This is a genomic window from Massilia sp. IC2-477, from assembly GCF_020707265.1.
Taxonomy (GTDB): domain Bacteria; phylum Pseudomonadota; class Gammaproteobacteria; order Burkholderiales; family Burkholderiaceae_D; genus Telluria.
The window spans coordinates 57,587-78,745 of record NZ_JAJFEQ010000006.1; the positions used below are offsets into that span (position 1 = coordinate 57,587).

At 64.5% G+C, this 21,159-nt stretch carries 20 protein-coding genes and 2 tRNA genes; 12 read left to right on the forward strand and 10 right to left on the reverse strand.

Going from position 1 to position 21,159, the window contains the following annotated elements; genetic code table 11:
- The first annotated feature begins 49 nt into the window (after positions 1-49).
- The 4 genes from mutL to LK542_RS13590 all read left to right on the forward strand — a co-directional run bounded on the left by mutL (position 50) and on the right by LK542_RS13590 (position 3,204).
- On the forward strand, positions 50-1,954 hold the full coding sequence (mutL, locus tag LK542_RS13575) for a DNA mismatch repair endonuclease MutL (RefSeq protein ID WP_227812308.1): 1,905 nt from the start codon (positions 50-52) through the stop codon (positions 1,952-1,954).
- Positions 1,954-2,910, forward strand: a complete 957-nt coding sequence (gene miaA, locus LK542_RS13580; protein WP_227812309.1) for a tRNA (adenosine(37)-N6)-dimethylallyltransferase MiaA — start codon at positions 1,954-1,956, stop codon at positions 2,908-2,910. The genes mutL and miaA overlap by 1 nt, the downstream gene beginning before the upstream one ends.
- An 82-nt stretch (positions 2,911-2,992) precedes the next feature.
- Positions 2,993-3,069: transfer RNA gene (locus LK542_RS13585), tRNA-Met, on the forward strand.
- Positions 3,070-3,127: 58 nt separating this feature from the next.
- Positions 3,128-3,204 (forward strand) — tRNA-Met (locus tag LK542_RS13590).
- 58 nt (positions 3,205-3,262) lie between these two features.
- Here the strand turns inward: LK542_RS13590 and LK542_RS13595 are convergent.
- The 6 genes from LK542_RS13595 to LK542_RS13620 all read right to left on the reverse strand — a co-directional run bounded on the left by LK542_RS13595 (position 3,263) and on the right by LK542_RS13620 (position 8,658).
- Positions 3,263-3,421, reverse strand: coding sequence for a hypothetical protein (locus LK542_RS13595; protein WP_036215215.1), 159 nt, complete (start codon positions 3,419-3,421; stop codon positions 3,263-3,265).
- Positions 3,422-3,510: 89 nt separating this feature from the next.
- Entirely contained in the window at positions 3,511-3,825 is a 315-nt protein-coding gene (locus LK542_RS13600; RefSeq protein ID WP_227799734.1) for a putative signal transducing protein, read from the reverse strand.
- A gap of 18 nt (positions 3,826-3,843) precedes the next feature.
- Positions 3,844-5,109 carry a DUF445 domain-containing protein gene (locus LK542_RS13605; protein WP_227812310.1) on the reverse strand — a complete coding sequence of 422 codons (1,266 nt, stop codon included), beginning with the start codon at positions 5,107-5,109 and terminating at the stop codon, positions 3,844-3,846.
- A gap of 46 nt (positions 5,110-5,155) precedes the next feature.
- Positions 5,156-6,307, reverse strand: coding sequence for a CaiB/BaiF CoA-transferase family protein (locus tag LK542_RS13610; protein WP_227812311.1), 1,152 nt, complete (start codon positions 6,305-6,307; stop codon positions 5,156-5,158).
- Between the two features lie 13 nt (positions 6,308-6,320).
- Positions 6,321-7,466, reverse strand: a complete 1,146-nt coding sequence (locus LK542_RS13615) for an acyl-CoA dehydrogenase family protein (protein WP_227812312.1) — start codon at positions 7,464-7,466, stop codon at positions 6,321-6,323.
- A 10-nt stretch (positions 7,467-7,476) separates the two neighbouring features.
- Positions 7,477-8,658 (reverse strand): lipid-transfer protein, encoded by a 1,182-nt coding sequence (locus LK542_RS13620; protein WP_227812313.1) that lies wholly within the window; start codon positions 8,656-8,658, stop codon positions 7,477-7,479.
- 100 nt (positions 8,659-8,758) lie between these two features.
- Between LK542_RS13620 and LK542_RS13625 the strand changes: the two genes are divergently transcribed.
- Both LK542_RS13625 and ybaL read left to right on the forward strand, forming a co-directional pair.
- Positions 8,759-9,394, forward strand: a complete 636-nt coding sequence (locus tag LK542_RS13625) for a TetR/AcrR family transcriptional regulator (RefSeq protein ID WP_227799739.1) — start codon at positions 8,759-8,761, stop codon at positions 9,392-9,394.
- Between the two features lie 100 nt (positions 9,395-9,494).
- Positions 9,495-11,192 carry a YbaL family putative K(+) efflux transporter gene (ybaL, locus tag LK542_RS13630; protein WP_227799740.1) on the forward strand — a complete coding sequence of 566 codons (1,698 nt, stop codon included), beginning with the start codon at positions 9,495-9,497 and terminating at the stop codon, positions 11,190-11,192.
- A 281-nt stretch (positions 11,193-11,473) separates the two neighbouring features.
- Here the strand turns inward: ybaL and LK542_RS13635 are convergent, their stop codons facing one another.
- Positions 11,474-13,441 carry an AAA family ATPase gene (locus LK542_RS13635; protein ID WP_227812314.1) on the reverse strand — a complete coding sequence of 656 codons (1,968 nt, stop codon included), beginning with the start codon at positions 13,439-13,441 and terminating at the stop codon, positions 11,474-11,476.
- A gap of 578 nt (positions 13,442-14,019) precedes the next feature.
- Between LK542_RS13635 and LK542_RS13640 the strand changes: the two genes are divergently transcribed.
- Positions 14,020-14,289, forward strand: coding sequence for a hypothetical protein (locus tag LK542_RS13640; RefSeq protein ID WP_227799742.1), 270 nt, complete (start codon positions 14,020-14,022; stop codon positions 14,287-14,289).
- A gap of 84 nt (positions 14,290-14,373) precedes the next feature.
- On the opposite strand, the gene LK542_RS13645 is transcribed toward LK542_RS13640, so the two are convergent.
- Complete coding sequence (locus LK542_RS13645) at positions 14,374-14,919, reverse strand: DUF1697 domain-containing protein (protein WP_227812315.1); 546 nt, start codon at positions 14,917-14,919, stop codon at positions 14,374-14,376.
- A gap of 39 nt (positions 14,920-14,958) precedes the next feature.
- Positions 14,959-15,567: a glutathione transferase GstA gene (gene gstA / locus LK542_RS13650; RefSeq protein WP_227812316.1), complete on the reverse strand. Its 609-nt coding sequence runs from the start codon at positions 15,565-15,567 to the stop codon at positions 14,959-14,961.
- Positions 15,568-15,720: 153 nt separating this feature from the next.
- Between gstA and LK542_RS13655 the strand changes: the two genes are divergently transcribed.
- Positions 15,721-16,050 (forward strand): hypothetical protein, encoded by a 330-nt coding sequence (locus LK542_RS13655; RefSeq protein WP_227799745.1) that lies wholly within the window; start codon positions 15,721-15,723, stop codon positions 16,048-16,050.
- Entirely contained in the window at positions 16,047-16,892 is an 846-nt protein-coding gene (locus tag LK542_RS13660) for an HDOD domain-containing protein (protein ID WP_227812317.1), read from the forward strand. Before LK542_RS13655 ends, LK542_RS13660 begins: the two co-directional genes overlap by 4 nt.
- Positions 16,893-17,029: 137 nt before the next feature.
- Here LK542_RS13660 and LK542_RS13665 read toward each other — a convergent pair whose 3' ends face one another.
- Positions 17,030-17,410: a hypothetical protein gene (locus LK542_RS13665; protein WP_374040142.1), complete on the reverse strand. Its 381-nt coding sequence runs from the start codon at positions 17,408-17,410 to the stop codon at positions 17,030-17,032.
- Positions 17,411-18,055: 645 nt separating this feature from the next.
- On the opposite strand from LK542_RS13665, the gene miaB reads away from it, so the two are divergent.
- From miaB to ybeY, 3 genes are read left to right on the forward strand one after another with little or no spacing between them, the layout of a single operon-like run.
- Complete coding sequence (gene miaB, locus LK542_RS13670; RefSeq protein ID WP_227812319.1) at positions 18,056-19,414, forward strand: tRNA (N6-isopentenyl adenosine(37)-C2)-methylthiotransferase MiaB; 1,359 nt, start codon at positions 18,056-18,058, stop codon at positions 19,412-19,414.
- Positions 19,411-20,505, forward strand: coding sequence for a PhoH family protein (locus LK542_RS13675; protein WP_227812320.1), 1,095 nt, complete (start codon positions 19,411-19,413; stop codon positions 20,503-20,505). Before miaB ends, LK542_RS13675 begins: the two co-directional genes overlap by 4 nt.
- Entirely contained in the window at positions 20,486-20,953 is a 468-nt protein-coding gene (gene ybeY, locus LK542_RS13680; RefSeq protein ID WP_227799750.1) for an rRNA maturation RNase YbeY, read from the forward strand. Before LK542_RS13675 ends, ybeY begins: the two co-directional genes overlap by 20 nt.
- Positions 20,954-21,159 lie beyond the last annotated feature (206 nt).

Genomic DNA, 21,159 nt, shown 5'->3' on the forward strand with positions numbered 1-21,159 from the left:
CTAGCGACAGGCACGATTTGGCACCCGCGGGGCGAGCTATAATCGCCGGATGAACGCCCCAGTGAACACCCATCGCCCCATCCAGCAGCTCCCCGACCAGCTGATCTCCCAGATCGCCGCAGGCGAGGTCGTCGAACGACCTTCCGCCGTGGTCAAGGAACTGCTGGAAAACGCGCTCGATGCGGGCGCGACCCAGATCACCGTGCGGTTGGAAGAAGGCGGGGTCAAGCGCATCGCCATCACCGACAACGGCCGCGGCATCGAGCCGGAGCAGCTGCCGCTGGCCCTGGCGCGCCACGCCACCTCCAAGATCGCCTCGCTGCACGACCTGGAACACGTCGGCACCCTGGGCTTTCGCGGCGAAGCGCTGGCCTCGATCGCCTCGGTGGCCGCGGTGCGCATCACCTCGCGCACGCCGAACGCGCCGCACGCCTATGAAATCGTCGGCTCGCACGAGGGCACCGTGGCCCCCTCGTCCGGCGCCTTCGGCACCACCATCGACGTGCAGGACCTGTACTTCAATACCCCGGCGCGGCGCAAGTTCCTGAAGTCCGAACAGACCGAGTACGGCCACTGCGCCGAAGTCGTGCGCCGCATCGCGCTGTCGCGTCCGGACGTGTCCTTCAGCCTGACGCACAACGGCCGCACCATCGACCACTGGAACGTGAGCGAGGCGGCCAAGCGCAGCGCCCAGATCCTCGGCAACGAGTTCGGCGAAGCGCGCCTGGCGCTGGACGAAGCGGCGGGCCCCTTGCGCCTGCACGGCTACGTCGGCCTGCCGACCGCCTCCAAGGCGCGCGCCGACGGCCAGTTCTTCTACGTGAACGGGCGCTTCGTGCGCGACAAGCTGCTGGTGCACGCGGTGCGCGCGGCCTACCAGGACGTACTGCACGGCGACCGCTTCCCCTGCTACGTGCTGTCGCTCGACCTCGACCCGGCGCTGGTCGACGTCAACGTCCACCCGTCCAAGATCGAGGTGCGCTTCCGCGACAGCCGCGCGGTGCACCAGTTCGTGTTCCACGCGGTGCAGCGCACGCTGGCCCAGACCTCGGCCACCGCGCACGGCAGCGCCCCGGCGCCAATCTCGGCCGCCGAAGTCAGGCCGAGCGGCACGCCGGTGTGGGCGCCGCGCCCGCACGAACAGACCTCCTTCGGCGCGCAGCTGGCGCCGAGCTTCTCGCCTTCGCCGTTCGCGCCGGGCAGCCGCTGGGACGATCCGCGGCCGCAGCCCACTACCGGCGGCGTGGCCCAGCGTACCGAAGCCTATGGCGCCCTGTTCGCCTCCAACGCGCCCGCCAAGGCGGAGGCGCCGGTGGGTGTTCCCCTGTCCGCTTCCGAGCGCCCGCTGTCGAACGAGGACTTCCCGCTCGGCTTCGCGCTGGCCCAGCTGCACGGCATCTACATCCTGGCCCAGAACACCAAGGGCCTGGTGCTGGTCGACATGCATGCGGCCCACGAGCGCATCCTGTACGAGCAGATCAAGAACGCCCTGGACGCGCGCGCCGACGGTGAAGAACTGCAGGTGCAACAGCTCCTGATCCCGGTGACCTTCTACGCCGACGCCATCGAAGTGGCCACCGCCCAGGACCACCAGGAGACCCTGAAGACGCTCGGCTTCGACATCGCCGCGCTGTCGCCCACCACCCTGGCCGTGCGCACCGTGCCGACGCTGCTGAAGAACGCCGACGCGCAGACCCTGGCGCGCGACGTGCTGCGCGACGTGCGCGAATACGGCGGCTCGCGCGTGCTGATCGAGCGCCGCAACGAACTGCTCGGCACCCTCGCCTGCCACACGGCCGTGCGTGCCAACCGCATCCTGTCGAACCAGGAGATGAACGCCCTGCTGCGCCAGATGGAAATCACGGAACGCTCCGACCAATGCAACCACGGCCGGCCGACCTGGGTCCAGCTCGAGATTTCGGCGCTCGACAAACTCTTCCTGCGCGGTCAGTGATGGATAAGAGCAGCAAGAAGCCGATGGCCGTGGCCATCATGGGCCCGACCGCGTCCGGCAAGACCGCGGCCGCGCTGGCGATCGCGCAAACGCGCCCGGTCGAGATCATCTCGGTCGATTCGGCCCTGGTCTACCGCGGCATGGACATCGGCACCGCCAAGCCATCTGCCGAGGAACTGGCGAGCGTGCCGCACCACCTGATCGACATCATCGACCCGCTCGACGCCTATTCGGTGATGCAGTTCCGCGAGGATGCGATCCGCCTGGTGGGCGAGATCAACGCGCGTGGCGCGCTGCCGTTGCTGGTGGGCGGCACGATGATGTATTTCAAAGGCCTTACCGACAGCCTGGACGAGCTGCCGACCGCCGACCAGGCGGTGCGCGCCGCCATCGAAGAGGACGCCGCGCGCGTCGGCTGGCCCGCCATGCACGCGAAACTCAGCACGCTCGACCCGGTCACGGCCGAGCGCCTGAAACCAAACGACGCCCAGCGCATCAACCGCGCGCTCGAGATCATCCAGCTCACGGGCAAACCGATGTCCGAGCTGCTTGGGCTGCGCGCAAAGCCCGAGCTGCCCTTCGAGCTGGTGTCGTTCGCGCTGGAACCCTCGGACCGCGCCGTGCTGCACAAGCGCATCGCGCAGCGTTTCGACCAGATGCTGGGCGAGCGCGACGACGAGGGCCTGGTGGCCGAAGTGGCGCGCCTGCGCGCACGCGGCGACCTGACACCCAATCTGCCCTCGATGCGCTGCGTCGGCTACCGCCAGACCTGGGACTACCTCGACGGCAGCATCAGTCGCGCCGAACTGCGCGAACTGGGCATCATCGCCACCCGCCAGCTGGCCAAGCGCCAGATCACCTGGCTGCGCGCGATGCCGGAGCGGATCGTGATAGACTGCCTCGGTACGGACCCGACGGGCGAGCTGATCGATCGGCTGGCGCAGTTGGAAAAATGACATTGGCGCGAGATTTTTGCGCTTGGGAAGGGCGTCCAGCCTTGACAGCTGACGCGGCGCCCCCGATAATGCCTGCCGTTGCGGTGATATAGCTCAGCTGGTTAGAGCACAGCACTCATAATGCTGGGGTCGGTGGTTCAAGTCCACCTATCACCACCACAGAATTCCAAACGGATGGCTTGACTCCCGGAGTCAGGCCATTTTGTTTTACCCTTTCGGTGATATAGCTCAGCTGGTTAGAGCACAGCACTCATAATGCTGGGGTCGGTGGTTCAAGTCCACCTATCACCACCAAGACGAAACGGCCCGGTTCTCGCGAACCGGGCCGTTTTTCTTTGCCAAAATCTGCAGATCAGTGCTTCTTGCCGCCACCCGAGATCTTGTTCTCGGTGGCCCAGGCGCGCCGCTCGGCTTCCTTCTTGCCGACGCCCTTCTTTTCGTAGCCTTCCTCGATGTGCTTGACCTGGCGCTTCTGCTTGTCCGTGTAGGACGATTTATCACCTTGAGGCATGATGATTCTCCTTTGAATCGTGATTCACACCCCTAGGCTACGCTCCCGTTCGTCCCTGTAACGTTCGGTATCTCACGCAAAACCACGATCTACTCATCCGTAAACGACTCGTCGAGGGCATAGTCGCCGCGCGCCAGGCCCGCCAGCACGGCGCTGGCCTGCTCCAGGTAGTCGGAGGGCACCAGGATGCGCACGCCGCCCAGCGCAGGCGCCAGCAGCAGGTCGGCCTGCATCAGGTGGGCATCGGCCAGCACGGCGGGGATGCCGGCGGCGACCAGGCAGCCCTGGGCCAGGGTGGCGTCCATCGGGATCAGGTAGCGGGCGATGATGAACAGGTCGCGGCCCGGGATCTGTTCGACCTCCGGGTTCGCCGCCAGCCAGGCGTCGAGTGCGGGTGCTTCCATTGCTGCCTCCTTGGATGATCAGAACAATGCGGGCGCCTGCGACAGCAGGTACAGGGTCACGCCGATGAGGCCACCGACGATGGTGCCGTTGATGCGAATGTACTGCAAGTCCTTGCCGATGTTGAGTTCGATCTGCTCCGACATCTCGCGGTCGTCCCACTGCTTCACCGTATCGGCGATGTGGCGGGTCAGGAAGCCGGCGAATTCGGGCGCCACGCCGCGCGCGGCCGATTCCAGGCTTTCGCTCAGGGACGCGCGCAGTTGCGGGTCCTCGGCCAGCACCTTGCCGACCCATGCTCCGGTGGCCACCAGGCGCCGGCGCAGGGTGGAATCCTCGCTGTGCAGGTCGTTCCTGAGCCAGGTTTTCAGTTCGGCCCACAGGCTGCCGAGGTAGCCGTTCAGGGTTTCGTCGCCCAGCAGGTAGGCCTTGATCTCGTCCGCCTTCGCGGTAAAGGACGGGTCAAGCTTCAGGCGCTCGATGAACTCCTGGGTGAACACGTCGAAGCGCTGGCGCAGCGGGTGGCGGGGATCGGCCGCTACCTTGTTCAGGATACCGGAAGCCAGCCGCACCGCCAGGTCGGCGCCCTTGCGGCCGATGAGCTCCGAAGGCAGCATGCGCTCGATGAAGGCATAGTCTTCCTTGAGCCAGTCGACGATGCCCTGCGAGATGGTGGCCTGGGTGTCCTCGTTGTCGAGCAGGCGCGCCAGCTGCACGATGCCTTCATTCAGGAGCTCCTGGTGGCGCCCGTCGCGCGTCAGGCTCTCGAGGATGGTGCCGGCCGACTTCGACAGGTCGACGCTGTTCACCATCGCGTGCACGGCGCGCCGGATGAAGCCCTGCACCGCGCCGTCCTCGATGAAGTCGAGCAGCCAGGCGCCCACCCGCACCAGGTGCTGCCCGAGCAGCTCGGTGTTGGCGGGCTTGACCAGCCAGTCGGCCACCTTCTGCATCGGGTCGTGGCGCTGGATCAGGCGCACGATCGACTCGGTGTCGAGGAACTTCTCGTGCACGAAGCGCGCCAGGTTATCGGCGATGCGCTCCTTGTTCTTGGGGATGATCTCGGTGTGGCGCGAGACGATCGGGATCGGCACGCGCCTGAACAGCGCCACCACGGCGAACCAGTCGGCCAGCGCGCCCACCATCGCGGCTTCGGAAAAGGCGCGCAGCAGGCCGGTCCACCAGTTCTGGGGCAGGAACAGGGTCAGCACGAACAGCGAGGCCGCGCCCGCGAAAAACGCGAGTGCAAGCAGTTTCGATCGCCGCAGTTCGGCTTCCTTCGTCATAGGCTCCCGGGGGTGGTCGGCGGGCAGTCCCGCCCTACCCCGCATGCTAAATGACTTCGCCTTTTCTCAGCGCTTCGATTGACTGCTGGGTAAAGCCCCAATCGGCCAGGATGGCGTCGCTGTGCGCGCCGGCACAGGAGGGCGCCGCGGGCGTGGGGGGCACACTGCGGCTGAAGCGCGGCGCCGGCGCCGGCTGGGTCACGCCGTCGATGTCGACAAAGGTGCGGCGCGCCGCATTGTGCGGGTGGCGCGGCGCCTCTTCCAGGTCGAGCACCGGGGCGAAGCAGACCTCGGTGCCTTCCAGCAGGCGGCACCATTCGTCGCGCGTGCGCGTCGCGAACAGCGCGGCGAAGCGCTCCTTCAGCTCGGGCCAGTGCGACTTGCTCCAGCGTTTCGTGAACACGGGGTCGGTCTGGCCGGTGAGCTTGAGCAAAGTGGCGAAGAACTGCGGCTCGATGGCGCCGATCGAAATGAATTTGCCATCCTGGCAGGCGTAGGTGTCGTAGAAGGGCGCGCCGCCGTCGAGCAGGTTGCCTTCGCGCTTGTCGCTCCAGGCTTTTGAGGCGCGCAGGCCGTACATCATGGAGCCGAGCAGCGCCGCGCCGTCCGTCATGGCCGCGTCCACCACCTGGCCCTGGCCGGAGCTGCGCGCTTCCAGCACCGCGCAGAGCACGCCGAAGGCCAGCATCATGCCGCCTCCGCCGAAGTCGCCCACCAGGTTCAGGGGCGGCGGCGGCGGACTGTCGGCGCGGCCCATCGCATGCAGCATGCCGGACAGGGCAACGTAGTTGATGTCGTGGCCAGCCGCCTGCGCCAGCGGCCCGGTCTGGCCCCAGCCGGTAACGCGGCCGTAGACCAGCTTCGGGTTGCGCTCCAGGCAGTCGTCGGGGCCCAGCCCGAGGCGCTCCATCACGCCCGGTCGGAAGCCTTCGAGCAGCACGTCGGCCTGTTCGATCAGGCGCAGGGCGGTGGAGCGCCCGGCCGGCTTCTTGAGGTCGAGCGCCAGCGAGCGCCGCCCGCGCGCCATCACGTCGTGGCGCGTGCCCAGCACCGGGTAGGGATTGTCTTCGCCCGGTTTGGCCTTGCGGTCGATGCGGATCACCTCCGCTCCCATATCGGCGAGCATCATCGCGGCGAAGGGGCAAGGCCCGATGCCGACCATCTCGACGACCCGCACTCCTGACAATGGTCCTGTCATTTCCGGATCTCCTTCAGAGCGAACGGGCGATGATCTCTTTCATGATCTCGTTGGCGCCCCCATAGATGCGCTGCACCCGGGCGTCCACGTACATCTGGGCGATCGGGTATTCCAGCATGTAGCCGTAGCCGCCGAACAGCTGCAGGCGCTGGTCCACCACCTTGCACTGCAGGTCCGAGATCCAGTACTTGGCCATCGAGGCGCGCACGGTGTCCATGCGCCCGGCCAGCATGTCCTCGATGCAGCGGTCGATGAAGATGCGCGCGACCGTCGCCTCGGTCTTGATCTCGGCCAGCACGAAGCGGGTGTTCTGCATCTCGATGAGGGCCTGGCCGAAGGCGCGGCGCTCGCGCGTGTGCTCGATGGTCAGCTGCAGCGCGCGCTCGATGGCAGCCACGCCGCACACGCCCAGGATGGTGCGCTCGTAGGGCAGCTCGGTCATCAGCTGGGCAAAGCCCCTGCCCTCTTCGCCTCCCAGCACGTTCCCGAACGGGACGTGGGCGTCGTCGAAGAACAGCTCGCAGGTGTCCTGGCCCTTTTGCCCGACCTTGTCCAGGATGCGGCCGACACGAAAGCCTGGATTGTCCTTTGTTTCGAGCAGCAGCAGCGACACGCCTTTTGCGCCGGCGGCGGGGTCGGTCTTGGCCACCACCAGGATCAGGTCGGCCATGTAGCCGTTCGAGATGAAGGTCTTGGAGCCGCTCACGCGGTAGCCGTCGGGACCGCGCACCGCCGTCGTGCGGATTCCCTTCAGGTCGGAGCCGGCGCCCGGCTCGCTCATGGCGATGGCCGCGATCATCTCGCCGCTGGCCAGTTTCGGCAGGTAGGTGCGCTTCTGCTCCTCGGTGCCCTGGTTCAGCAGGTAGTGGGCGACGATCGCGTGCACGTGGATGCCGAAGGCGGTGTCGCCGCCGTAGGACAGCTCTTCGAACACGACCGCCATGTGGGCGAAGCTGCCGCCGGCGCCGCCGTATTCGTCAGGGATGTCGGCCAGCAGCAGGCCCATTTCGCCTGCCTTGTGCCACAGGTCGCGGTCGACGTGCTGCTGCTCCCGCCAGGTGTCCTGGTGCGGCGTGATCTCGCCCGCCACGAAGCGGCGCACGGCGTCGCGGAAAGCGCTCAGCTCCTCGTTCATCCAGGGAGACGTCGTCAAGTCCATGTGCTCGCCCTCAGCCGTTACGGTACATGGTGACGACGCAGGCGCCGCCCAGGCCCAGGTTGTGCTGCAGCGCCACGCGCGCGCCCGCGACCTGGCGCGCGTCGGCACTGCCGCGCAGCTGGTGGGTCAGCTCGTAGCACTGGGCCAGGCCTGTGGCCCCGAGCGGGTGGCCCTTCGAGAGCAGGCCGCCGGACGGATTGGTGACCACACGCCCGCCATAGGTGTTGTCGCCGTCGGCGATGAACTTGTCGGCGCCGCCCTCCGGGCACAGGCCCAGGGCTTCGTAGGTGATCAGTTCGTTGTGGGCGAAACAGTCGTGCAGCTCGACCACGTCGAGATCTTCCGGGCCCAGGCCCGACTGCTCGTAGACCTTGTGGGCGGCGGCGCGGCTCATGTCGTAGCCGACCAGGCGCATCATGTCGCCGGCCTCGAAGGTATCGGGACGGTCGGTGGTCATTGCCTGGGCGGCGATGTGGACGTCGCGGCGCAGGCCGTGCCTTGCTGCGAAGGCTTCCGACACCAGCAGGGCCGCGGCTGCGCCGCAGGTCGGCGGGCAGGCCATCAGGCGGGTCATCACGCCCGGCCAGATGGCGGGGGCGTCGAGCACGTCCTGGGCTGTCACCTCCTTGCGGAACAGCGCCAGCGGGTTGTTCACGGCGTGGCGGCTGGCCTTGGCGCGGATGCGGGCGAAGGCTTCCAGGGGCGTGCCATACTTTTCCATGTGCGCCAGGCCGGCGCCGCCGAAGTAGCGCAACGCTAGCGGGATCTCGGGCTTGCCCACCAGGCGGTCGGTGACTTCGTCGAAGGCGTCGAATGGGGTCGGACGGTCGGTGAAGACCGAGCCGAGGGCGCCGGGGCTCATCTGCTCGAAGCCGAGCACCAGCACGCAGTCGGCAGCGCCGCTGGCGATCGCCTGGCGGCCCAGGAACAGCGCGGTCGAGCCGGTCGAGCAGTTGTTGTTGACGTTGACGATCGGGATGCCGGTCATGCCGACCGCGTACAGGGCCTTCTGGCCGCTGGTGGAGTCGCCGTAGACGTAGCCGGCGTAGGCCTGTTCGACCAGGTCATAGTCAATCCCCGCGTCCTGCAGCGCGGCGCGCGCCGCCAGCGCGCCCATCTCGTGGTAGGGGCTGCTCGCGCCTGGCTTGGCGAAGGGGATCATCCCGACGCCGCTCACATATACCTTGTTCATCCCGTCTCCTCTTTCTTGTTCGATTAGGTCGCGCGACCTATAGTTGGTCAATTATAGGTCAGTCGTACTATTTATGGTATGCCTCTGCGATAATCGCGCCATGACGCTCATACTCGACACCACCCTGCGCCGGAAGCCCTCGACCACCACCGAAAAGGGACTGGGCCGGGCGCGCGACATCCTGCTGGCGGCGCGCGCGCTGCTGGCCAGCGAAGGCTATGCCGGACTGTCGATGCGGCGCGTGGCCCAGGATGCGGGGATGAGCCTGTCGAACGTGCAGCACTACTACGGCAGCAAGGAGCAGCTGCTGGAAGCCCTGCTGCTCACCATCATGGACGAGTTCCAGGCCAAGATGGACCGCATCGCGGTGGCGATGGCCGGGCGGCCGCAGGTCGAGCGCTTCCTGAGCACCGTCGACATGTTCCTCGACGAGATCACCGATCCGACCATGCACGCGATCTTCTTCGAGATCTGGGCGCTGGCCTCGCGCCATCCCTTTGCGTCGAACCTGATGGCCCGGATGATGGCGCGCGAGCGGCGCGCCGTGTATGGCCTGATCCGCGGCCTGAACCCGGCCATCGACGACGAGGCGGCGATGGAGCGCGCGGTGCTGGTCGCGGCCCAGATCCAGGGCCTGATGCTGTTCCGGCTGGACCGCCATGCGCGTCCGGAGCAATACGCGAGCGTGCGCGCATCCTTGCACAACGTGCTGCTATCGCTCGCGACCGTGCCGTGATCTGCATTTAATTACTGGCAGTCGGCAATAAAAATGCCGATGACGCAGCCTGCGTCGCTTATACTCGACGGGTTAATAACCTGTCACGGAGGCCGCACGGATGCACCATGAACTCAGCCTGATCACCACCATCGCTGCCGCACTCGGCTTCGGCCTCCTGTTCGGCATGCTCGCCATCCGCCTGAAACTGCCCGCGCTGGTCGGCTACCTTGCCGCCGGCGTTTTGATCGGCCCGGCGACGCCCGGATTCGTCGCCGACGTGCAGCTGGCTTCGCAATTGGCGGAAATCGGTGTGATGCTGCTGATGTTCGGCGTCGGCCTGCACTTCTCGCTGGGCGACCTGCTCGACGTGAAGAAGATCGCCCTGCCCGGTGCGCTGCTGCAGATCGCGGTGGCGACCCTGATGGGCATGGGGCTGGCCCACTGGTGGGGCTGGAGCCTGGGCGCCGGCCTCGTGTTCGGCCTGGCGCTGTCGGTGGCCAGTACGGTGGTGCTGCTGCGGGCGCTGGAGGCGCGCGGCGTGCTCGATTCCATGAACGGCCGCATCGCGGTGGGCTGGCTGGTGGTCGAAGACCTGGTGATGGTGCTGGTGCTGGTGATGCTGCCGGCGCTGGCCGGCCCCCTGGGCGGCAAGGGGGACGCCGGCGCCGAGCTGTGGCCGGCGCTGGGCAAGACTTTGCTGCAGGTGGGCGCCTTCGTCGCCTTCATGCTGATCGTCGGCCGCAAGCTCTTCCCGTGGTTCCTGTGGCGCGTGGCCAAGACCAACTCGCGCGAACTGTTCACCCTGTCCGTGATCGCCGCTGCGGTCGGCATCGCCTATGCATCCTCGCACCTGTTCGGTGTCTCGTTCGCGCTGGGCGCCTTCTTCGCCGGCATGGTGCTGCGCGAGTCCGAACTGAGCCACCGCGCCGCCGAAGAATCGCTGCCGCTGCGCGACGCATTCTCGGTGCTGTTCTTCGTCTCGGTCGGCATGCTGTTCGACCCGATGGTGCTGGTCCAGTACCCGCTGCAGGTGCTGGCGGTGGTGGCAATCATCCTATTCGGCAAGTCGCTGGCCGCCTTCGTGCTGGTGCTGGCGCTGCGCTACCCGATCAATACCGCGATCACGGTGTCGGCCTCCCTGGCCCAGATCGGCGAGTTCTCCTTCATCCTGGTGGCACTGGGCATGCAGCTCGAACTGCTCCCCGCCCTGGGCCAGAACCTGATCCTGGCCGGCGCCATCATCTCGATCGCCGTCAATCCGCTGATGTTCAGCCTCGGCGCGCCGCTGGAAAAGTGGCTGAAATCGAAGCCGGAGCTGGCGCGCAAGCTGGAGCGCCCGGCCGACCCGCTGGCCGAACTGCCGATGGAAACCGCGCACGAAAAGCTCAGCGGCCAGGTGGTGCTGGTGGGCTTCGGGCGCGTCGGCCGCCGCATTGCCGATGACCTGGCGGCGCGTGGCGTGCACTTCGTGGTGGCGGAGCAGAACCGCGAGATCGTCGAACAGCTGCGCGCCGACGGCATACCGGCGGTGGTGGGCAACGCGGCCGAGCCGGCGGTGCTGATCCAGGCCCACATCACGCATGCGGCCCTGCTGGTGATCGCCACGCCGGACACCTTCCACGTGCGCCGCATGGTGGAGATCGCGCGCATGCTCAATCCGGCCGTGCAGGTCGTCGTGCGCAGCCATAACGAGGGCGAAGCAGCGCTGCTGCGCCAGGAGACCGGGGGCAAGGTGTTCGTCGGGGAGCAGGAACTGGCGGCAAGCATGACGCGGCATGTGGTGGAGACGCTGAAGGAACACGCAGTGGCGCATTGAACGAAGTCCGCAGCCTTGCAATTTTCCGGAACTTCTCCAACGTCGTCCCGGCGCAGGCCGGGACCCAAGTTCGTCGCATCATGTTGACCGGTGCACGCAAGCAGTAGTAGACCGCAAAGGAAATTGGATTCCGTCCTTCGCCGGAAGTCGTGGGCGCCAGTGGCGCACATGACGGTTTTAAAGCTAGTGATGCTACATCTTTGGCTATCTCCATAAACGTAAAAAAACCCGCCGGCTTGCGCACGGCGGGTTGAAGAACAGCAAGGAAAAAACGTAAAAGCTTAAGCGGCGACTTCTTCCACGCACAGCTTGAGGTTGGCGTGGCGGCCGTGCAGTTGCGAGTGGATCAGCTCACTGCGCTCTTCGAGCAGCGCGAACACGGCGTCCTTCGAGAGCACATACTCTTCCATCAGCGTGTCCTTGAGCGACTCGATCACCAGCTTGTAGTCGCGGATCGCGTTCAGGGTGTAGCTGTACAGCTCGTCGGCCTTTTCTTCCACCAGCCGCATCGTGTGCTCGCCGCCCAGGTCCTTCTGCAGCTGGGTGTAGTCCAGCTTCGAGCGCGAATACATCGACAGGCGGCTGACCATCAGGTTCAGCATCTTGGTGATCTTCTCGATGTCGTTCTGGCTGCCCACCGAGATGCCGCGCGGGCCGTAGAACAGCTCTTCCGCCGCCACGCCGCCGTACAGGCCGATCACGTCGCGCTCCAGTTCTTCGAGCGTGCGCAGCGACATGTCTTCACCCGACTGCAGCACGTAGCCCAGGGCGCCGATCTTCGACACCGCTTCGGTGCTGATTTTCAGCAGGTGCGACTTTTCCTTCACCTCGGCCAGGCTCAGGCCGGCGCGCAGGTAGGGGTCGATCTGCATGAAGAAGTGACCCAGCTCGTGCAGGGCGATGCGCTCGCGCTGCTTGGTCTTTTCAAGCGTCGTGGCGCGGTCGGTCAGGCCGATGGTGGCGCGCTCGTAGGCACGGAACAGCAGGTTGGTGTTGATGATCGACTTTTCCTGGATCGACAGCATCGAGGCACGCTCGACCACGGTTTCCAGCAGCGCCGGGCTCAGGTTCTGGGTGATTTCCGCCACCTGGTCCAGGTTGGTGTCCTTCCAGTCCACCAGGCCCTCTTTCTTGCGCGACAGGAAGCTGCGCAGCAATTCCCTGCGCTCGCCCTTGTTCGGCAGGCGGAAGTTGATCTTGACCGAGAAGCGGCGCAGCATCGCTTCGTCCATCTCGGTGCTCGAATCGTCGAAGTTCGAGGCCACGACCCAGATCACGCCCTGGCCCTTGTCGCTCTTCACGCCGTCCAGCAGGCCCAGCAGGGTGTTGGCGGTGTCGTCTTCCCACTTCTTTTCGCTGCGGCCGCGCGGCATGAACAGGCTCTGGGCCTCATCCAGGAAGATGATGCACTTGCCCTTGGCGCAAGCCTTGCGGTACAGGGCGTTCAGGGCCTTGGAGCCGCCGCCGACATAGCCCGATTCCAGGGCCGAGCCCGAGGCCGAGATCAGCGGCATGTTCAGGCGCTTGGCCAGGTAGCCGACCAGCTTGGTCTTGCCGGTACCGGCCGGACCAGTCAGCATCACATTGAACGGCTTGTCGATGTTGTGCGACTGGTATTCGTCGCGGTTGCGGATCATGTCTTCCAGGTGCAGGACTTCCTGCTTGATGTCTTCCATGCCGATCAGGTCGTCCATGCTGCCCTTGAGCTTGTCCGGGGTGATGAGCGAGGCGCTGGCATTCATGCCCGGCACGCCGAATTTCAGCAGGTAGAGCACCAGCAGCACGATGGCGATGTTCAGGCCGTGGTTCTTCAGGAAGGTGCCGGTCTTCTCAAGGGCGGATTCGCCCTCGTCCATCACGGCCTTGTGGCTGGCCAGGAATTCGTCCTTGGCGATCGAGTACGGGATCGCGTTCTTCAGCAGCACTTCGCGCTCGAGCGACAGGTGCGAGGTGCTCGGCACCTTCACCACGTTGATGGTGGTGGCGTCCTTGAACTTGTAGACGTAGCGCGGCGATTCGGACAGGGGCTTGGCGATCACCAGGTAGTCCAGGCGATCCTTGCTGGCCGCCAGTTGGGTGATCTCGGCAATGTTCTGCGAATGCACGACCGGACTCGGGTCCTGGGCAACATTCGATTTCCAGATTGCCACCGCTGCGATCACGCCGAACAGCGTCGCCAGGGCGATGCGGACGTAGATACTCTTAAAAGCGTTCTTGAAAGCAACCTGAATCTGGGCGAAATTGGGCATCGTTTGATCTCTTGCTAAGTGAGTCGGACAGCGCTACTTCTGGGTGCCGTGCCGGCGTGGTCTCGCGGGATCGGCTGCGGCGCGTGATGGCCGCTTGGGTTTCCAAACGTGTGCGTTTGGTATTGTTTTGATGCCCGAAGGCAATGGGATAGGGAGACTATACCCTCAAAAAAAACCGGCGTGTATACCGTGCGTCGAAAAAAATGACGATCGCGCCGATAGTAGAAAAAGGAATAAGGGATTTAATTGGCAGATTATCAGCGAAAATTATCGAACATTTAAATATATTCGATTTTTTTGCCAAAACAGCATGGCAATTCATGCATCGGATTGCAATAATGTCAGCAATGCACGAGGTTAATACGCGACACTGAAAGATTCTTTGACTGATCGCAACATGAGCCCATCTGCCCGCATCCTGATGACTTCTTTTAACAACTCAGCCATTCAATTGAGCGCAGCAATTCGTCGGGTTTTGATATGCTGATTCGACCACATTTCGTCCTGCGACCTTTTATATATGAGGCCGCACGGGCTGGATGCAAGTCTCGGCAAGAGCAACAGCAAGAGGAACGGCTATGAAAAGATATGCACTGGCAGCAGCAGCGGCGATTTGCCTCGGCAGTCCCGCGCAGGCCGCCGTAATCGATCTCAGCAGCGCCAACCCTGCCGTCGTGCGGGTACAGGCTCCCGTGCGCAACCTGTCGGTCACCCAGCGCCAGGACGTCGTCACGCCCCCGGCCAACATGTCGGAATTGCCCGAACCGGAAGTGTTCGCGATGATGCTGCTGGGGCTGATCCTGATCGGCTACAAGGCGGGCCGCGACAGCAGCGAGAAGTTCAAGTGAAGTAGATAATAGCGGCCGGGGCCCTGCCCGGCCGTGGCGACGGGCAGGGCGCCCGGCCGTGGCGAAGCAGTGCAGCAGCGGCGCTCATCCTTCGGCGCACAAAGCCTGCAGTTTGAGCATCGTGTTCCAGTTCCGGGATGTCGTCCCGTCTCCTAGAAGTTTCCCGAGTGATTTAGCCGGCGCGCTATCCAATATCCCTTCCGGACACCAGACATAGGCCGCGCGTTCGCCCACTGCCAGGCGTTCGCCGCCCCAGTCCTGTCCGTCGAGCGCCGCCAGCTTGTCGCGCTGGACGGCGCCTCCCAGCAGAAAGGCGAACAGGCGCGAATGGTCCGTGGCCACGCCCAAGAGCGGATTGCTCTCGATAATGGTGCTCAACTCCTGGTGATCCAGCACGAATACGCGCGCCGCCACGCCCAGCTTCAGTACCAGCGCTTCCTCGATGGCCTGCGCCGCCGCCGCGGGCGTGAAGTCCGGGGCGTGGAACACCAGGTTGCCGCTGTTCAGCAGGCTGCGCACGCCGGTAAAGCCGAGTCCTTCGACCAGCAGGCGCAGGTCGGCCATGGCGATCCGCTTGGCGCGACCAACATTGATTCCGCGCACAAGCGCGACATAGCAGTGACTGTTCATGCGCCGATGCTACCGGAAGTCAGCGATGGCGTGGCGCATTCATCCGGCCAGGCCTTCGGCACGCATTGCCTCTTGCACCGCCGGGATCGCGCCGACTCTGGCCTGGTAGGCCTGCAGCGCCGGCCAGTCGTCCAGGCTGAATTTCGCGAACAGGGCCCAGTTCAGCACGGTGAACAGATAGGCGTCGGCGATGGTGAAGCCGCTGCCGGTGAGGAATTTGCCGCCCTCCAGCTTGCCGGCAACATAGCCCAGCGGACGCGCCAGCGCCGCCCAGGCGGCCGTGCGGCCCTCGTCCGTCACGCCCGGGGTGAAGATCGGCGTGAAGCGCTTGTGCAGTTCCATCGCGATGTAGTTCAGCCACTCCAGCACCTGGTAGCGCTCGAAGCTGCCGAAGCCGGGCAGCAGCTGCGCCTGCGGAGCCTGGTCGGCGATGTACTGGAGCAGGACCGCGGCTTCGGTCAGCACCTGGCCATTGTCCAGCTGCAGGGCCGGCACCGACCCCTTCTCGTTGATCGCGCGGAAGTCGCCACCGCTGGCGATCGCCTTGGTCTTCAGGCTGACGCGTTCGATCGAGAATGGCAGGCCGGCGGCGATCAGGGCGATGTGCGGGGCAAGCGAGCAGGCGCCCGGGCTGACATACAGTTTCATGGAATCCTTTCTAGTGATGAGGGCGACCGGGTCGCATATTGCAAGCGTACAACAATTGCTGCAAGCGCTGCAGGATCGCCACAGTTCCTGCGGCAGCACCGGTCGCGCGGGCAGGCGGGTGTTAAGATCGCCCTGTTTTTTACTGGAGGGAAAATGAGCGATAGCTACGAACTGGTGCCCCTGGCGCACCTGTATCCGGGCATGGTGCTCGCCGATGCGCTGCTCGATGCGCACGGAAACGTGCTGCTGGCCGAAGGCGTGACACTGGGTGAAGCGACCATCGCATCGCTGGCCCGGCATGGCGTCGCCGCAGCCCCGATCGCGCGCGCCGTGCCGGTCAGCGCGCCGGCGCCGGAAGCCATCCAGGCCAGGCTCGACCATTTGTTCCGCCGCAACGACCGCGACGACCATGCCGACTGGGCCACCGGGCTGCTGCGCCGCTACGTCGAGGATTACCGCCTGCGCCGCGAGGTGACGCCATGAACGCTCCCATCGACAAGGCCGACCTGCTGGGCGGCGTCGACGAGCTGCCCTCGCTGCCGGCCGTGGTCATGGAACTGCTCGGCTCGATCGAGCAGGAAGACATCGACATCGGCGTGCTGGCGAAGAAGGTCGCGAACGATCCGGCGCTGACGGCCAAGACCCTGCGCCTGGCCAACTCGTCCGCCTATGGTTTGCAGGTGAAGGTGACCACGATCCAGCAGGCCATGACCTTCCTCGGCTTCGAGGCCACGCGCAACCTGATCACGGCGGCCGCGCTGACCGGCTGCTTCCCGGCCGGGCGCTGCCCCGGCTTCAACGACAAGGACTTCTGGCGCCATTCGATCGCGAGCGCCGCCTGTGCCCGCGCGCTGGCGCGCCGGGTGCGCTTCAATGCCGACTACGCGTTCACGGCCGGCCTGCTGCACGACATCGGGCGCCTGGTCCTGGTGGCGCGCTTCCCGGAACGCTACCAGGCGGTCCTGTCGCTGCGCGACAAGAGCGATGGCGAACTGATCGATGCCGAGCGCACCCTGCTGGGCGTGGACCATGTCGACGCCGGGGTGGCGCTGGCGGCGCACTGGAATTTTTCCGACACCATGCGCCAGGCAATCGCTTACCACCATGCGCCGGAGGAGCCGGGCGCCGGTTTCCTGGCGACGATCGTGCACGTGGCGAGCGGCGTGGTGCATGCGCTGGACCTGGCCGGTAATCCGGACGAGCTGGTGCCGCGGATATCGTCGGTGGCCTGGACGGCGCTGGGACTGACGGAAGAGGCGTGGCTGCAGGTCTTCCATGAAACGGAGCTGCAGTACGAGGAGATTGCGGCCATCCTGATGGCCTGAAGGAGAAACGACGACATGCGCAGAAGATGCGCATGCGGGGAAAGCCGGCCGAACCGGCGCGGCACAGCGCTCAGGGCGCGGTGCCGCAGCCCGCTGGCACCGAAGGCATGACAGGCGCGGCCGTCATGCCCACGGTATCAGTGAGCATAATTGCCGGTCGACGGGTTTGCTTCGTTACCCTGCTGCTGTTGCTGCGGTTGCTGCTGCTGGGCTGCCGCTGCGGCGGCTGCCTGGGCTGCCTTCTCTTCTGGCTTCGGGCGGCCCTGGGCATCCGACAGGCGGTACTTGGTGCGGCGATCGCCCATCAGGTCACGCAGGTCACGGATGCTCATGCCGGTCACTTCGTGCATGCGGATCAGCAGCGAAGCGCCGACCGGCAGGCGGTGGTGACGGATCTTGCTGATCACCGGCGGTGCGACTTCGAGCATGCGCGACAGCGCCGCATCGTTCTTCAGCTGCATCTTGCCCAGCAGGATATCCAGCAGGTGGTTCGGGTTGTAGCTTTCTTGCGAAGACAAAGCATGGTGCTGTTGTGCCATGATGTTTACCTCTTCAGTTTGGTTAAAATAGTTCCTTTACGAACTTTTGTTAAAGACTACATTTCGTCAACATAAGTTCCCGGGCTTCCCTTGAGAAATTAAACAGCTTGTGCCTGAAGAACTCCTTAAGGGCCCGTACCGGACTGCATGCCCCCGCGTACCCCTCCGCATGCGCACTTGTCTTTCAAACAAATTATCAGCTTCATACGTCATCAGTACATCCGAGCAGCGCATGTGACTCATTGTCTGAAATCAAGCTATCGTGCGGAAAGCTTGTCACATAGGCATTTCAGCACATGGGGATTATTTGTGGCGCACGCAAGAGATTTCTTTAATAAATTTTCCTAATCAGAATTTGACTCGAAGCTATTGATTTACAAGAAGAAATACATGTAAACAGCTTGACTATTTTTGACTGGTTTCGGCAGGTCAGTAGCGGGTCATCATTTAACAATCTGAGCACCTTGGCAATTACTTTAGGTTAAGAAACGACCCATTCCGGATGGCATTGAAATCTGGGATGGATACGCCGCGCCGGCGTCCCAAGCGGGGACCGCAGGCGATTTACGGTAAACTGGCCACCTTGTTTTGCCCAAGCAAGCTCCCCTTTCAATACAGCACTCCATGCAGAAAAAAGTATTCATCAAGACCTTCGGCTGCCAGATGAACGAATACGATTCGGACAAGATGGCCGATGTCCTCGGCGCGTCCGAAGGACTGGTTCGTACCGACTCGCCCGAAGATGCCGACGTCATCCTGCTGAACACCTGCTCGGTGCGCGAAAAAGCCCAAGAGAAAGTGTTTTCGGACCTAGGCCGCTTCAAGGCGCTCAAGCGCGCCAAGCCGGACCTGGTGATCGGCGTGGGCGGCTGCGTGGCTTCGCAGGAAGGGCAAGCGATCGTCAAGCGTGCGCCGCACGTGGACGTGGTGTTCGGGCCGCAGACCCTGCACCGCCTGCCGCAGCTGATCCGCGAGCGGCGCAGCTCTGGCGCGGCACAGGTCGACATCAGCTTCCCGGAAATCGAGAAGTTCGACCACCTGCCCCCGGCCAAGGTGGAAGGTCCGGTGGCCTACGTGTCGATCATGGAAGGCTGCAGCAAGTACTGCAGCTATTGCGTGGTGCCCTACACCCGCGGCGAGGAAGTCTCGCGTCCCTTCGGCGACGTGCTGACCGAATGCGCCGGCCTGGCCGCCCAGGGCGTGAAGGAAATCATGCTTCTGGGCCAGAACGTGAATGCCTACCGCGGCGCCATGGAGACTGGTGAGTTCGCCGACTTCGCCCTGCTGCTGGAATACATCGCCGAGATCCCCGGCGTCGAGCGCCTGCGCTATGTCACCAGCCACCCGAAGGAATTCACCCAGCGCCTGATCGACGCCTATGCCCGCATCCCGCAGCTGGTGAACCATATTTATCTGCCGGTGCAGCACGGGTCCGACCGCGTGCTGGGCGCCATGAAGCGCGGCTATACCGCCCTCGAATACAAATCGATCATCCGCCGCATCCGCGCGGTGCGCCCGGAGATGACCTTCTCGTCCGACTTCATCGTCGGCTTCCCCGGCGAAACCGAGGCCGACTTCGACGCCATGATGAAACTGGTGCAGGACGTCGGTTTCGATAACAGTTTCAGCTTCATTTTCAGCAAGCGCCCGGGCACGCCGGCCGCCAATCTCGAGGACGATACCCCGCACGACGTGAAATTGGCGCGCCTGCAGCGTTTGCAGGCCTTGATTGACGCAAATACGCGCAAATATAGTGCTGCAATGGTGGGCAGCGTCCAGCGCGTGCTGGTCGAGGGCCCGGCCAAGAGAGACCCGGCGCAGATGCAGGGCCGTACCGAAAACAACCGCGTGGTGAATTTCCCCGCCGACCATGGCAGCGAGCTGGTCGGCCAACTGGTCGACGTGCGCATCGTCACCAGCCACGACTACTTCCTCAGCGGCGAACTCGTCGCCAACCTAGACACGATTGCCAAAGCCAGTTGAAAAACACACCTACCCAGCCTTCGTATTTCATCCCCGAGCCGCTCGACAACACGCGGCTCGCCCACCTGTGCGGTCCCCTGGACGAGAACCTGCGCCAGATCTCGGCCGCGCTTGACGTCACCATCTTCCGCCGCGGCGAGAAATTCATCGTCAGCGGCAGCAATGCCGAGCGCGCAGTCGAACTGCTGGAGCGCTTCTACGCCGTGGCCAACAAGGTCGTCCCGATCGAGGAAGTGCAGCTGGCCCTGGTGGAACAGCGTTCCGGCCTGAAGCCGCGCGTGCCCGGCGAGACCGACGCCCCTGCCGAAACGGCGGACAAGGAAGCGAAGGACGGCGCCGAAACGACCGGCGACGAAGCGCCGTCCGAGCTGGTCAGTCCGACGCTGAAAACCCGCCGCAGCGACCTGCGTGGCCGCACTCCGCACCAGATCCAGTACCTGAAGGCCGTGCTCGAGCACGACATCAGCTTCGGCGTCGGCCCGGCCGGTACCGGCAAGACCTACCTCGCCGTCGCCTGCGCTGTCGATGCGCTGGAACGCGACGCGGTCAAGCGCATCATCCTGACCCGTCCCGCGGTGGAAGCGGGCGAGCGCCTCGGCTTCCTGCCGGGCGACCTGAGCCAGAAGGTCGATCCTTACCTGCGCCCGCTGTACGACGCGCTGTACGACCTGCTCGGCTTCGACCGCACCCAGAAGCTGTTCGAGAAACAGGTGATCGAGATCGCCCCGCTGGCCTACATGCGCGGCCGTACGCTGAACCACGCCTTCGTGATCCTGGACGAAGCCCAGAACACGACGGTCGAGCAGATGAAGATGTTCCTGACCCGCATCGGCTTCGGCAGCAAGGCCGTGATCACCGGCGACGTGACCCAGGTCGACCTGCACAAGTCGCAGCGCTCCGGCCTGGTGGACGCCATCCACGTGCTGAAGAACGTGCGCGGCATCGCCTTCACCCATTTCGCGAGCGAGGACGTGGTACGCCACCCGGTGGTGGCGCGCATCATCGACGCCTACGAAAAGAATTCCTCGATCGAGGAACTGGCCGCCTTACCCAAACCGACCCCTGTGAAAAATGCAAGAAAAAAAACATAAGCTCGACCTCGAAGTCCAGTACGCCGACACCCGCCTCGAACAGGAAGTGACGGAAGCAATGCTGCAGCGCTGGGTGGAAGCCGCCCTGCTCGGCCCGGCCGAACTGTCGATCCGCTTCGTCGATGCGGAAGAAGGCCAGTCCCTGAACCGCCAGTACCGCGGCAAGGACTACGCCACCAACGTGCTGACCTTCGCCTACAACGAAGGCGAAGAACTGGGCGAGGACGATCCGACCCAGGCCGACATCGTGCTGTGCACCGACGTGCTGATGCGCGAAGCCGAGGAGCAGAAGAAGACGGTCGAGGAACACGCTGCCCACCTGGTGGTGCACGGCGTGCTGCACGCCCAGGGCTATGACCACGAGCACGACGAGGAAGCCGAAGAGATGGAGCAGTTCGAGCGCGACATCATGGAAGTGCTCGGCTATCCCGACCCCTACGCTGATTGACCGTAGGGTGGGCGGGTCTTCCCGCCCATGCGGTGATCGCCGACGGCTCCGCTATCGTGCTCGATGATCTTGCTGTTAACTATCACCGCGTGGGCGGCGTAGCCGCCCACCCTACAACCCATTCTTTACAGCAACAGCACCTAAAATTGGGCCATCTGCCCTTTTCGTGTATCCTATACCCATCGTAACAACGGCTTCACGCCAAC